This window comes from Kribbella sp. NPDC054772 (genome assembly GCF_053611945.1).
This window is the reverse complement of record NZ_JBSHBJ010000002.1, coordinates 153,736-166,132: the sequence shown is the minus strand read 5'-3', so window position 1 is coordinate 166,132 and position 12,397 is coordinate 153,736. Positions and strand designations below refer to the sequence as shown.

Annotated in this window: 13 protein-coding genes; 10 read left to right on the top strand and 3 right to left on the bottom strand. The window is 70.4% G+C overall.

Features of this window, described 5'->3' with window-relative positions:
- The first annotated feature begins 26 nt into the window (after positions 1 to 26).
- Positions 27 to 1,874: an ABC transporter ATP-binding protein gene (locus ACWGID_RS03675; protein WP_452194085.1), complete on the top strand. Its 1,848-nt coding sequence runs from the start codon at positions 27 to 29 to the stop codon at positions 1,872 to 1,874.
- The gene (locus ACWGID_RS03670) at positions 1,871 to 3,667 is read left to right on the top strand and encodes an ABC transporter ATP-binding protein (RefSeq protein ID WP_452194083.1); all 1,797 of its coding nucleotides are present in this window, start codon (positions 1,871 to 1,873) and stop codon (positions 3,665 to 3,667) included. The genes ACWGID_RS03675 and ACWGID_RS03670 overlap by 4 nt, the downstream gene beginning before the upstream one ends.
- Positions 3,668 to 3,799: 132 nt before the next feature.
- On the opposite strand, the gene ACWGID_RS03665 is transcribed toward ACWGID_RS03670, so the two are convergent.
- Positions 3,800 to 4,120, bottom strand: a complete 321-nt coding sequence (locus ACWGID_RS03665) for a Fe-S cluster assembly protein HesB (protein WP_387773337.1) — start codon at positions 4,118 to 4,120, stop codon at positions 3,800 to 3,802.
- 183 nt (positions 4,121 to 4,303) lie between these two features.
- Here ACWGID_RS03665 and ACWGID_RS03660 point away from each other — a divergent pair, with 183 nt between their 5' ends.
- Entirely contained in the window at positions 4,304 to 5,170 is an 867-nt protein-coding gene (locus ACWGID_RS03660) for a GNAT family N-acetyltransferase (protein WP_452194081.1), read from the top strand.
- A gap of 23 nt (positions 5,171 to 5,193) precedes the next feature.
- Here the strand turns inward: ACWGID_RS03660 and ACWGID_RS03655 are convergent, their stop codons facing one another.
- Positions 5,194 to 6,300, bottom strand: a complete 1,107-nt coding sequence (locus tag ACWGID_RS03655; RefSeq protein WP_452194079.1) for a dipeptidase — start codon at positions 6,298 to 6,300, stop codon at positions 5,194 to 5,196.
- Positions 6,301 to 6,312: 12 nt separating this feature from the next.
- Positions 6,313 to 6,738 carry a hypothetical protein gene (locus tag ACWGID_RS03650; protein WP_452194077.1) on the bottom strand — a complete coding sequence of 142 codons (426 nt, stop codon included), beginning with the start codon at positions 6,736 to 6,738 and terminating at the stop codon, positions 6,313 to 6,315.
- A 50-nt stretch (positions 6,739 to 6,788) separates the two neighbouring features.
- Between ACWGID_RS03650 and hisI the strand changes: the two genes are divergently transcribed.
- The 7 genes from hisI (at position 6,789) to trpA (ending at position 12,392) form a co-directional block, all read left to right on the top strand.
- Positions 6,789 to 7,118, top strand: coding sequence for a phosphoribosyl-AMP cyclohydrolase (gene hisI, locus ACWGID_RS03645; protein ID WP_452194075.1), 330 nt, complete (start codon positions 6,789 to 6,791; stop codon positions 7,116 to 7,118).
- Positions 7,115 to 8,605: an anthranilate synthase component I gene (locus ACWGID_RS03640; protein ID WP_452194074.1), complete on the top strand. Its 1,491-nt coding sequence runs from the start codon at positions 7,115 to 7,117 to the stop codon at positions 8,603 to 8,605. Before hisI ends, ACWGID_RS03640 begins: the two co-directional genes overlap by 4 nt.
- Positions 8,605 to 9,138 carry a Trp biosynthesis-associated membrane protein gene (locus ACWGID_RS03635; protein WP_452194073.1) on the top strand — a complete coding sequence of 178 codons (534 nt, stop codon included), beginning with the start codon at positions 8,605 to 8,607 and terminating at the stop codon, positions 9,136 to 9,138. Before ACWGID_RS03640 ends, ACWGID_RS03635 begins: the two co-directional genes overlap by 1 nt.
- A 57-nt stretch (positions 9,139 to 9,195) precedes the next feature.
- Positions 9,196 to 9,465 (top strand): HGxxPAAW family protein, encoded by a 270-nt coding sequence (locus ACWGID_RS03630; protein ID WP_452194071.1) that lies wholly within the window; start codon positions 9,196 to 9,198, stop codon positions 9,463 to 9,465.
- 13 nt (positions 9,466 to 9,478) lie between these two features.
- Positions 9,479 to 10,285: an indole-3-glycerol phosphate synthase TrpC gene (gene trpC / locus ACWGID_RS03625; protein ID WP_452194069.1), complete on the top strand. Its 807-nt coding sequence runs from the start codon at positions 9,479 to 9,481 to the stop codon at positions 10,283 to 10,285.
- 78 nt (positions 10,286 to 10,363) lie between these two features.
- Positions 10,364 to 11,575: a tryptophan synthase subunit beta gene (trpB, locus tag ACWGID_RS03620; protein ID WP_452194067.1), complete on the top strand. Its 1,212-nt coding sequence runs from the start codon at positions 10,364 to 10,366 to the stop codon at positions 11,573 to 11,575.
- Positions 11,568 to 12,392: a tryptophan synthase subunit alpha gene (gene trpA, locus ACWGID_RS03615; protein ID WP_452194065.1), complete on the top strand. Its 825-nt coding sequence runs from the start codon at positions 11,568 to 11,570 to the stop codon at positions 12,390 to 12,392. The genes trpB and trpA overlap by 8 nt, the downstream gene beginning before the upstream one ends.
- The last annotated feature ends 5 nt before the right edge of the window (positions 12,393 to 12,397 follow it).

Below are 12,397 nucleotides of genomic sequence, written 5' to 3'. Positions count from 1 at the left end.
GCACCTGACTGTCCCTGGAGCGTGTCTTGCCTGTCCCGAGAGTCCCCGACAAGGGCAGCGTCACCCGGCGGGGGTTCGGGGTGCTGCGGGTCGCGATCTGGGAGGAGCCGGGCATCTTCGCGCTGTCCGTGCTCGCCAGCATGCTGTACGGCGGGATGACCGTGGCCGGCGGCTGGGCCCTCGGCTGGTCCACCGACCACATCATCCGGCCCGCGTTCGAGAGCGGTCACACCAGCACCGGCGCGATCGCGACGCTGATCTCGCTGTTCATCGGGATCGCGATCCTGAACGCGATCGGCGTCGTCGGCCGGCGGCTCGGGGCCGGCGTGATGCAGTTCCGGCTGCAGGCGACGTACCGCCGACGCGTCACCCGGCAGTACCTGAAGCTCCCGCTGGAGTGGCACCACCAGCACTCGACGGGCATGTTGCTGTCGAACGCGAACGCCGACGTGGAGTCCACCTGGTTCGTGATCGCGCCGCTGCCGATGGCGATCGGGGTGATCGCGATGCTGATCTTCGCGACCATCGCGATGTTCGCCGCCGACGTCTGGCTGGCGCTGGTCGGCTGCCTGGTGTTCCCGCTGGTCTTCGTCGCGAACGTGATCTTCCAGCGGTACCTGCAGCCGCTCGCGACCCGCGCGCAGCAGCTCCGCGCCGACGTCTCCGAGGTCGCGCACGAGTCGTTCGACGGTGCGCTGGTGGTGAAGACGCTGGGCCGGGAGGCCGCCGAGACCGAGCGCTTCCGCGGCCCGACGTACGCGCTCCGGGACGCGAACATCGCGGTGAACAAGGCCCGCGGCATGTTCGACCCGGTGATCGACGGGTTGCCCCGGCTCGGGGTGCTCGCGGTGCTGCTGGTCGGCGTCGGGCGGGTGCGGTCCGGCGGCGCGGACGCGGGTGACGTCGTCCAGGTGGCGTTCCTGTTCACGCTGATCGGGTTCCCGATCCGTGCGCTCGGCTGGGTGCTCGGCGAGCTGCCGCGCTCGGTCGTCGGCTGGGACCGGGTGCAGCGGGTGCTGACCGCCGAGGGCGGCATGGAGTACGGCGAGGCGAAGCTGACGTCGGCGAAGGCGGCCCGGCTGCAGGTGGCCGGCGTCCGGTTCGGGTACCTGCCCGAGCGCGACGTACTCGCTGGTGTCGACTTCACCGTCGAGCCCGGCCGAACGGTCGCGGTCGTCGGCCCGACCGGCGCCGGGAAATCGACGCTGACCACGATGCTGACCCGCCTGGTCGACCCGGAGTCCGGCGTCGTCAAGGTGGACGGGGTCGATCTGCGCGAGCTGGCGCGCGACGAGCTGGCCGGTTCCGTCGCGCTGGTCGCGCAGACCGCGTTCCTGTTCGACGACACGATCCGCGGCAACATCACGCTCGGCGGCGACTACAGCGACGACGACGTCTGGGACGCGCTGCGGATCGCCCAGGGCGACGGCTTCGTGAAGTCGCTGTCCGACGGCCTCGACACCAAGGTCGGCGAGCGCGGTACGACGCTGTCCGGCGGGCAACGGCAGCGGATTGCGCTGGCCCGGGCCCTGGTCCGGCGGCCGCGGCTGCTGATCCTCGACGACGCGACCAGCGCGGTGGACCCGCAGGTCGAGGCGCGGATCCTGGCCGGCCTGCGGTCCGCGGTGCAGGAGGACGCCGGCGCGGCGACCACGGTTCTGGTGATCGCGTACCGGAAGGCGACGATCTCGCTGGCCGACGAGGTGCTGTTCCTCGACCACGGCCGGATCCAGGCGCACGGCACGCACACCGAGCTGCAGGAAAGCACTCCTGCCTACCGCGATCTCGTCGACGCGTACGAGAAGGACGCCGAGCGCCGCCAGGAAGAGGCCGAGTCGGCCGACGATCTCGATTCCGAAGGAGCATCAGCGTGAGTGCCGCCGAAGCGAGCCGCCTCGACCACGGTGACAACGCGGGCGGCCTGCAGACCCTCAAGGACGGGCTGAAGGTCTCACCCGAGCTGGCCCGCGGGTGGGTGCTGACCGGCATCCTGGCGCTGACCATGACGGCCGGGCGGATCGTCGTACCGATCGCGGTGCAGCAGACGATCGACAAGGGGCTGTCGGGTCCGAACGGCCCGGACATGTCGTACGTCGCGTGGATGTGCCTGGTCTGCGCGCTGGGCGTGATCCTGACCGCGGGAGCGTCGTACCTGACGACCGTGCGGCTGGCGGTCAACTCCGAGCACGGGCTCGCGACGATGCGGATCAAGGCGTTCCGGCACGTGCACGACCTGCCGGTGCTGACGCAGAGCACCGAGCGGCGTGGCGCGCTGGTCAGCCGGGTCACGTCGGACGTCGACACCGTGTCGCAGTTCCTGCAGTTCGGCGGGTTCATCTTCCTGGTCAGCCTCGGTCAGATGCTGCTCGCGACGATCGTGATGTTCTTCTACTCCTGGCAGCTCGCGCTGGTGGTACTGGTCTGCTTCGTCCCGCTGTTCGGGAGTCTCAAGTACCTGCAGCGCGCGATGTCGGCGGCGTACGGGATCGTCCGGGCGAAGGTCGGCGAGATGCTGTCCGCGATCGCGGAGCCGGTCGTCGGCGCGCAGGTGGTCCGCTCGTACGCGATCGAGCAGCGCACGCAGGGCCGGATCGACTCGTCGATCGAGGACTACCGGCGGACGGCGACGAAGGCGCAGGCGATCACCGGTCTGACGTTCTCCATCGGAGGTCTCGCGGCGGGCCTCGCGAACGCTGGGGTGCTGACGGTCGGCGTACTGCTCGGTGTGGACAAGCAGGCGACGCTGGGTGAGTTGCTGGCGTTCATGTTCCTGGTCGCCCTGTTCTCGGACCCGGTGCAGATCGCGACGCAGGTGCTGACCGACGCACAGAGCGCGTTCGCCGGCTGGCGGCGGGTGCTCGGCGTGATCGCCACGCCGGCCGACGTCGTGGACCCGGGGACCGAGGGCGTGAAGCAGCCGCGTGGGCCGATCACGGTCGAGTTCGCCGACGTGGACTTCGCCTATCCGGAAGGCGAGCTGGTACTGCGGGATGTCGACGTACGGATCGCGCCGCACCGGCGGGTCGCGGTGGTCGGCGAGACAGGCTCGGGGAAGACGACGTTCGCGAAGTTGCTGACCCGGTTGATGGATCCGACGTCCGGGGCGGTGAAGCTGGACGGGGTGGACGCCAAGGACATCTCGTTCGAGTCGCTGCGGGAGCGGGTCGTGATGGTGCCGCAGGACGGGTACCTGTTCGACGCGTCGCTCGCGGACAACGTGCGGTTCGGCCGACCGGACGTCACCGACGCGGAACTCGTGACGGCGTTCGGCTCACTCGGCCTGACCGACTGGCTGGAGTCACTGCCGGACGGGCTGGAGTCGCCGGTCGGTCAGCGCGGCGAGTCGCTGTCGGCGGGGGAGCGGCAGCTGGTCGCGCTGGTGCGCGCCAACATCGCGGACCCGGATCTCCTGGTGCTCGACGAGGCGACCTCAGCGGTCGACCCCGGGACCGAAGTACGGGTGAACGCGGCGCTCGAGCGACTCATGGCCGGGCGTACGTCGGTGACGATCGCGCACCGTTTGTCGACGGCTGAAGCGGCGGACGAGGTGCTGGTGTTCGACGAGGGCGAGATCGTGGAGCGCGGGCCGCACGCCGAGCTGGTCGGCGCGGGCGGGGTGTACACGCGGCTGCACGACAGCTGGATCGCCCAACGCAGCTCGATCTGACTCAGCCACAGGGTGTGCGGACAGAAGAACGGGTAGTGCCCGCCCGACCGCGGCGCAGGCCGCGCTGGGCGCGGCCTGCCGGCGGACGGGATTAGGGATCACTACCCGTTCTTCGGTACACACCTACGTGTGTCAGGGGGTCGGGGCGGCACCGTTCTCCCGGCCGGCCCCGGGCTGCGGGACCAGCAGGAACTCGACACCGCCCTTGTCGTCGACCGCCGCGTCCAGGATCTTGTCGTCGAGGGCGTTCGCGGCGTTCTGCTCCAGGAAGACCCGGGCACCCGCCTCCTCGACGACCTGGTCACCCGGCTGCGGAGCCTCGGTCGTGGTCACCGCCAGTGCCGGATCCGCCGGGTTCTCCTGCGAGATCCGCACACCGGCTCCCTCCGGCGCGCCCTCGACCCCAGTGATGCTCTTGATCACCAGCGTCGCGTTCTCAGTCAGGGTCAGCACAGCCACTCCATCCGTCGGTTGTCACTTGAGCCCGTCCCGTGCCCTCCCCGAAAAATCACAAACCCCTCTAGGAGCCCCCACCAACCAATTTTCCGCACCGGTTCCGGTTGCTGGGCATCCACGGTCACGCGCCGTCGGTAAACCGGTGTGCGGAGTGGTGGGGGGATGGTGTGGGATCGGGGTATGGCGATTGAGATGGGTACTGCGGGGGTCGGGGAGCTCGGGGATGTTGTGGAGGTGTTGCGGGACTGGACGCGGGAAGGGGTGCCGCTGCAGTTGCATCCGGGGGATCTCGGGTGGTTCTGGCGGTTCGGGATCGAGAAGACGGCGGCCGCGACGCGGATCTGGCGGCGGGACGGGGAGATCGTCGCGATCGGGATGCTCGACGAGCCGGACTGGGTGCGGATGTCGATCGCGCCGGACGCGCAGCGCGACGAGGAGCTCGCGCAGCGGATCGTCGCCGACGTGTCCGACCCGGCGGCCGGTGTCCTGCTCGACGGCAAGGTGTTCGTCGAGACGCCGATGGGAGCGCTCGTCCAGGACCTGCTGTTCAAGGACGGCTGGAACGCGGACCAGCCGTGGATCCCGGTCTGCCGCGACCTCGCCGACCCGGTCCCGGACCCGGGAGTCCGGATCGACGTGATCGGGGCCGAGGAGGCGCACGAGCGGGTCGGCGTACAGCTGGCGTCGTTCGACGGGTCGACCTTCACCAACGAGCGCTGGTTCGCGATGGCGGGCGGTCTGCCGTACGACGACGCACAGTGCCTGGTCCTGCGGAACGACATCGGCGAGTCGGTCGCCGCGGCGACGGTCTGGTCGGCCGGCGCGGGCAAGCCCGGGTACATCGAGCCGATGGGCGTGCACCGGCTGCACCGCGGGCGTGGCTACGGTACGGCGATCGTGCTTGCCTGCGCGCGGGCGATGCGGGAGCTCGGCGCGTCCAGCATCTACACCGTCACGCCGGCGTTCAACGTCGGCGCGGTCGCGACGTACCAGGCCGCCGGCCTCGAGCCGCAGGACGAGATCCGCTCCCAGTACCGCGACGCCTGACCAGGACGCCGGGCCGCGAAAGATCAGACCGCGGCGTCGTCCGCGGCCCGGAGCACCCGGCGGATGTTGCCGCCGGCAAGCTTCGCGAGTTCCTCGTCGCTCCAGCCGCGGTCGGCCAGCGCCGTGAACAGCACCGGGTACGACGCCACGTCCGGCAGCTCCACCGGGAAGTCCGGGCAGCCGTCGTAGTCGCCACCCACACCGATGTGATCGACGCCGGCCACCTCGCGGACGTGCTCGACGTGCTCCACCACGTCCGCGAGCGTGACGGCCGGCTCGGGTACGCCGTACATCGCCTGCACCTGCTCGCGGTGCTCGCGGTGCTCCAGCCCGTGTTCCTTCGCGAGCGCATGCATTCCGTCGACCCAGTCGACGTACCGCTGGGAGACGAAGTACGGGACGAAGGTGACCATGCAGACGCCGTCGTTGCGGGCCAGCGTCTCGAGGACGTCGTCGGGCGCGTTCCGCGGTACGTCGCAGACCGCGCGCGCCGACGAGTGGCTGAAGATCACCGGTGCGCTCGTCACCCGCAGCGCGTGCCGCATGGTGTCCGCCGAGACGTGCGAGAGGTCGACGAGCATGCCGATCCGGTTCATCTCCCGGACGACGTCCTCGCCGAACTCGCTGAGCCCGCCGAGCACCGGCTCGTCGGTCGCCGAGTCGGCCCAGGACACGTTGTTGTTGTGCGTGAGCGTCATGTATCGGACGCCGAGGCTGCGCATCACCCGCAACACGCCGAGCGACTCACCGATCGAGTGGCCGCCCTCCATGCCCATCAGCGACGCGATCCGGCCGGCCTTGAGCGCCGCGTCCACATCGTCGGCCGAGTCCGCGAGCTGCAGTTCGGACGGGAACCGCTCGACGAACCGCCGGACGAAGTCGAGCTGCTCGAAGGTACGCCGTACCGCATGCTCGTCCTGCGGCACCCAAAGGGACCAGAACTGGGCACCGACGTGGCCGGCGCGCAGCCGCGGCAGGTCGGTGTTCAGCTGCGGCACCGGCCCGGCGAGATCGTGGGCGTCCAGGTCGTACCCACACAGCTCGTAGAACGCAATCGGCAGGTCGTTGTGCCCGTCCACAACCGGTTGCTCGGTCAGCACCGCCTCGACCCGCGCCTCACTCGTCGTCATCCCGCCATCCTGTCAGGCCTGTTGGTAGCTCGCCCGCGGGGTCGTGAACGTGTCAACAACCCGCCGCAGTACCTCGAGTACGCCGAGCCCGGGCAACTCGTCGTACCCGATCGCGGTCCCGGCCTGGACGATCAGGTGCTCCGCTACGGTCGGCCAGAAGCCGAAGCCCTCGCCGGTGGTCTCCTCGGTGTCGGGGTCGCGGGTGCTGAAAGCGGTCCGGATCGAGCCGGGCTCCGGGGTCAGGAACAAGCCGTCGGCGTCGGCGTCACGGACCAGCGCGCCGAGGTTGCCGGCGTCGACCGGACCCGGCCAGCTGTCGGCCCAGGCCGCCGCGTCCGCGGAGAGCGCGAACCGCCATTTGTGCCTCCGTTCGGCGAACTCCTGCTGAGCCAGGTCCCGGCGTCGCCGGTTCTCGGCGTAGTAGGCGTTCAGGTCCACTGCGACCTCCCGTGGTCGGGGCACTCGTCGTCATCGGAGACAATAGGCCGGTGAACATCGACGAGTTGACCTTCGACGCGGCCGGTCTGATCCCGGCAGTGGTGCAGCAGTACGACACGCGCGAGGTCCTGATGGTGGGCTGGATGAACGCCGAGGCGGTACGCCGTACCGCGGACACCGGGCGCAGTACCTTCTGGTCGCGCAGCCGGCAGGAGTACTGGGTCAAGGGCGAGACCAGCGGCCATCGTCAGCACGTCAAGCAGATCCTCGTCGACTGCGACGCGGACACCCTCCTGGTGCTCGTCGACCAGGAAGGGCCGGCCTGCCACACCGGCACCCGCAGCTGCTTCGAGCACGGTGAGATCGAGGTGGCGGCGTGACGGTTCCGGAGCTGGAGACCTTCCGCGAGTACGCCAAGGATCGCCGGGTCATCCCCGTCACCCGGCGGCTGATGGCCGACGCGGAGACGCCGATCGGTGTGTACGGCAAGCTCGCCGCCGAGCGCGAGGGCACGTTCCTGCTGGAGTCGGCCGAGAACGGCGGCGTCTGGTCGCGGTACTCGTTCATCGGCGTCCGCTCCGCCGCGACGCTGACCGAGCGCGACGGCGAGGCGATCTGGACCGGCAACCCGCCGGTCGGGCTGCCGCAGACCGGTGACCCGCTGCAGGCACTCCGCGAGACGCTCGAGATCCTGCACACGCCGCGCCTCCCGGACCTGCCTCCGCTGACCGGCGGCATGGTCGGCTTCCTCGGGTACGACGCCGTTCGCCGCCTGGAGCGGTTGCCGGACACAACCACCGACGACCTCGGCCTGCCCGAACTGACGTTCCTGTTCGCCACCGACCTGGCCGCGCTCGACCACGAGACCGGCGAGATCTGGCTGATCGCGAACGCGGTCAACTGGGACGACTCCGACGACCGCGTCGACGAGGCCTACGCGGACGCCGTACGCCGGCTCGACGCGATGGAGCGCGACCTCGCGCAACCCACCCCGTCGTACGTCGTGCAGGCGGACCGTCAGGCCGAGCCGGACCCGCATCGCCAGCGCTCCAGCGTGGAGTACCGGGAGGCGGTCGAGCACGCCAAGGAGGAGATCCGGGCCGGCGAGGCGTTCCAGATCGTCGTCTCGCAGCGGTTCGAGCTGCCGACCACCGCGTCGGCCCTGGACATCTACCGGGTACTGCGCCGCTCGAACCCGAGCCCGTACATGTACCTCGTCCGCCTGGACGGGTTCGACATCGTCGGCTCCAGCCCGGAAGCGCTGGTGAAGGTCACCGACAACAAGGTGATCCTGCACCCGATCGCCGGCACCCGCCGCCGCGGCGCGACGCCGGAGGAGGACCACGCGCTGGAGGAGGAGTTGCGCGCGGACGTGAAGGAGCGCGCCGAGCACCTGATGCTGGTCGACCTCGGCCGCAACGACGTCGGCAAGGTCTGCGCGCCGGGCACGGTCGAGGTCGTCGACTTCATGGACGTCCGCCGCTACAGCCACGTGATGCACCTGGAGTCCACGGTGACCGGCCGGCTGGCCGCCGGGCGGACCGCGTTCGACGCGCTCGCCGCGGCGTTCCCGGCCGGCACGTTGTCCGGGGCCCCGAAACCGCGCGCGATGGAGATCATCGACAAGCTCGAGGTCACCCGCCGCGGCGTGTACGGCGGTGTCGTCGGCTACCTCGACTTCGCGGGTGACGCCGACACCGCGATCGCGATCCGGACCGCGGTGCTGCGCGGCGGGACGGCGTACGTACAGGCGGGTGCGGGCATCGTCGCCGACTCCGACCCGGCGTCGGAGGACGCCGAGTGCCGGACCAAGGCGGCCGCGGTGCTGAACGCGATCGCCGTCGCGGGAACGTTCAAGGACGTCTGATGCTCAAACCGCAGCGGTTGGTCGACGTCCTCACCGTGCTGGCGCTCGCGCTGCTCGGGTTGTCGGCGTACCTGACCTGGGTCACGGTCGACCCGGGCAACGGCCGGCTGCCGGTGCACTTCAACGGCTACACGATCACCAAGGCCCCGGTGACGCTGGCGCTCGCGTCGGTGGTGGCCGTGGTCGTGATGAAACTCGCCGGTACGGCGCTGCGCCGCGTGCTGGGCGCCCTCGTACTGGTGATGGGTGTGGTCGCGGTCGTGGTCGCGCTGACGGTGCGGCCGAGCAGCGAGGAACTGAGCCGGTTGCGGCCGGAGATCAGTGATGTGCTCGCCGACCAGGTGACGCAGACCGGTGGACCGGCGCCGTGGTTCGCGCTGGGCGGCGGTATCGCCCTGGTCGCGGCGGGTCTGATCGCGATCCTGACGGCGCAACGCTGGCGCCGCGCGACCCAGCGTTACGAGCGTGATCCGGCTGCCTCACCAGCCGATCAGTGGAAGGCGATCGACGCCGGGGAGGACCCGACTCTCTGATCGCGGCGGGCTACCGCCACAATAGGACCGGGACGACGAGGAGGAGTGGCGCGTACTATGGACAATTCTGTGTCCTCTCTAGGGGCCAATCAAACAACAGCCCGGATCGAGGAGGAAGCACCTCACGATCTGCACGGCAACAGCCCGGCGGCTTGGACCGCGGTGGCGATCGTGCTGGTCGCGTTCACGCTCGGCGCCATCGCGATGGTGCTCGGCCCGAACTGGGTGCTGTTCTGGATCTCTGTCGGCATCGCGGTGCTGGGTGCGCTGGCCGGCAAGGTGCTGCAGTTGCTGGGCTTCGGGGTTCCGAGCGACGGCGACCACTGAGGGGCGGACGGACATGACTGTGCTTGACGACATCCTCGCCGGGGTCCGTGCGGACCTCGCGGAGCGCCAGGCGCGGGTCAGCCTGGACGACCTGAAGCTGGAGGCCCAGCGCAAGCCGGACGCCAAGGACCCGATGCCGGTGTTCCGCGGCGACGGGATCGCGGTGATCGCCGAGGTGAAGCGGTCCAGCCCGTCGAAGGGCGAGCTGGCCGAGATCACCGACCCGGCCGCGCTGGCCGGGGAGTACGAGCTGGGCGGTGCGGCGGCGATTTCGGTGCTGACCGAAGAGCGCCGGTTCAACGGCAGCCTGGACGACCTGCGCGCGGTCCGCGGCCGCGTCGACGTGCCGGTGCTGCGCAAGGACTTCATCGTCTCGTCGTACCAGCTCTGGGAGGCGCGCGCGGCCGGTGCCGACATGGTGCTGCTGATCGCCGCGGCGCTGGAGCAGGAGGCGCTGGTCTCGCTGATCGAGCGGGCCCAGTCGATCGGCCTGTGCCCGCTGGTCGAGGTGCACGACGAGGAGGAGACCCGGCGTGCGGTGGACGCCGGCGCTCAGCTGATCGGTGTGAACAACCGGAACCTGAAGACCCTCGAGGTCGACCGGGACACCTTCGCGCGGGTGGCGCCGACGATCCCGACCGAGCTGGTCCGGGTGGCGGAGTCGGGTGTCCGCGGGCCGCATGATGTAATCGAGTTCGCGCGCGCCGGGGCCGATGTCGTCCTCGTCGGTGAGACCCTGGTGACCGGCCGCGATCCTCGCGCCTCGGTCGCCGACCTCGTCGCCGCCGGATCGCATCCCGCCATCCAGCAGCGCCACTAGTAATCCTCGGCCGGTCCAAACGGCTCGGGGCAGAAACTCTCCCGTGCCGTCTGGGCCGGGTTTGGAAGGTTTTGTCGGATGACTACTGTGCTGCCCGACCAGTTCGGGCACTTCGGCCGTTTCGGCGGCAGGTTCATGCCGGAGGCGCTGATCGCGCCGCTCGACGAACTGACCCAGGCCTGGCGGGACGCCATGGCCGACGCCGAGTTCACCGACGAGTTCGAGCGGATGCTGCGCGAGTACATCGGCGCCCCGAGCCTGCTGTACGACGCGACCCGGCTGTCCGACGTGGCCGGCGCGCGGATCCTGCTGAAGCGCGAGGACCTGAACCACACCGGCGCGCACAAGATCCGGAACGCGATCGGCCAGGCGCTGCTCACCAAGCGGATGGGCAAGCCGCGGGTGATCGCCGAGACCGGCGCCGGCCAGCACGGCGTCGCGACCGCGACCGCCTGCGCGTACCTCGGCCTCGAGTGCGTCGTCTACATGGGCGAGGTCGACACCGAGCGCCAGGCGCTGAACGTGGCCCGGATGCGGCTGCTCGGCGCCGAGGTGATCTCGGTCAAGACCGGCAGCCGGACTCTGAAGGACGCGATCAACGAAGCGCTCCGCGACTGGGTCGCCAGCGTGGACAAGACGCACTACATCCTCGGTACGGCGGCCGGTTCGCACCCGTTCCCGGCGATGGTGCGCGACTTCGTCCGCGGGATCGGCGACGAGGCCCGCGAGCAGTCCCTCGAACTGCTCGGCACACTGCCGGACGCCGCGGTCGCGTCGGTCGGCGGCGGGTCGAACGCGATCGGTCTGTTCACCGCATTCATCCCCGACGAAGCCGTGTTGCTGTACGGCATCGAGCCGGGCGGCGACGGGTTCGAGACCGGCCGGCACGCCGCCACGATCACTGCCGGTCAGGTCGGCGTACTGCACGGTGCGCGGTCGTTCCTGTTGCAGGACGAGGACGGGCAGACGATCGAGTCGCACTCGATCTCGGCCGGGCTGGACTACCCGGGCGTCGGTCCGGAGCACGCGTGGCTGGCGGAGACCGGGCGAGCGTCGTACCGGCCGATCACCGACGCCGAGGCGATGGAAGCGTTCCGGCTGCTGTCGAGAACCGAGGGCATCATCCCCGCGATCGAGTCCGCGCACGCGGTCGCCGGCGCGCTCGACATCGCCAAGGAACTGGGGCCTGAGGCAACTATCCTGGTGAACCTGTCCGGTCGCGGGGACAAGGACATGGACACGGCCGCCAGCTGGTTCGGCCTGGGTGAGAAGGGGGCCGGCGATGAGTGAACTCGTTGCCCTGGGCAAGGCCGGCGCGGCGATCCGGAAGGCGACCGACGAGGGCCGCGGTGCCCTGGTCGGGTACCTGCCGGCCGGATACCCGACGTACGACGGTGGCGTGGACGGGATCAAGGCGCTCGTCGACGGCGGCGTCGACGTGATCGAGATCGGCCTGCCGTACAGCGACCCGGTGATGGACGGTGTCACCATCCAGCGCGCCACCGAGATCGCGCGGGCCGGCGGCCTGCGGACCCGCGACGTGCTCAGCACGGTCGAGAAGGTCGCGGCGTACTCCGACGTCCCGGTGCTCGTGATGACGTACTGGAACCCGGTCGAGCGGTACGGCGTGGACCGTTTCGCGGCGGACTTCGCCGGGGTCGGGGGAGCGGGGCTGATCACGCCCGACCTGATCCCGGACGAGGGCGCGGAGTGGATCGCGGCCGCGGACAAACACGACCTGGACAAGGTGTTCCTGGTCTCGCCGTCGTCGACCGACGAGCGGATCGCGATGACGACAGCGGCCTGCCGCGGGTTCGTCTACGCGACCGCTGTGATGGGTGTCACCGGCGCCCGGGACAAGCCGTCGGACCTCGCGGCGCCGCTGGTCGCCCGGGTGAAGGCGGCGACGGGCGTGCCGGTCGGCGTCGGCCTCGGCATCTCGAACGGTGACCAGGCGGCCGGCGTGGTGGCGTTCGCGGACGCGGCGATCGTTGGCGCGGCCCTCGTCAAGGCCCTTACCGACGGTGGCCCGGCCGGGGTTCGCACACTGACCGAGGACCTGGCCGCGGGCGTCCGCCGGGAACCTCGCGCCACCGTCGAGCGTTAGTACCG

Excerpts from the sequence above, each read along its gene's own strand:
- ACWGID_RS03660 (WP_452194081.1), top strand. The coding sequence starts at position 4,304 with ATGGCGATTGAGATGGGTACTGCGGGGGTCGGGGAGCTCGGGGATGTT.
- ACWGID_RS03655 (WP_452194079.1), bottom strand. The coding sequence starts at position 6,300 with ATGACGACGAGTGAGGCGCGGGTCGAGGCGGTGCTGACCGAGCAACCG.
- ACWGID_RS03635 (WP_452194073.1), top strand. The coding sequence starts at position 8,605 with ATGCTCAAACCGCAGCGGTTGGTCGACGTCCTCACCGTGCTGGCGCTC.
- ACWGID_RS03630 (WP_452194071.1), top strand. The coding sequence starts at position 9,196 with ATGGACAATTCTGTGTCCTCTCTAGGGGCCAATCAAACAACAGCCCGG.
- trpC (WP_452194069.1), top strand. The coding sequence starts at position 9,479 with ATGACTGTGCTTGACGACATCCTCGCCGGGGTCCGTGCGGACCTCGCG.
- trpB (WP_452194067.1), top strand. The coding sequence starts at position 10,364 with ATGACTACTGTGCTGCCCGACCAGTTCGGGCACTTCGGCCGTTTCGGC.
- trpA (WP_452194065.1), top strand. The coding sequence starts at position 11,568 with ATGAGTGAACTCGTTGCCCTGGGCAAGGCCGGCGCGGCGATCCGGAAG.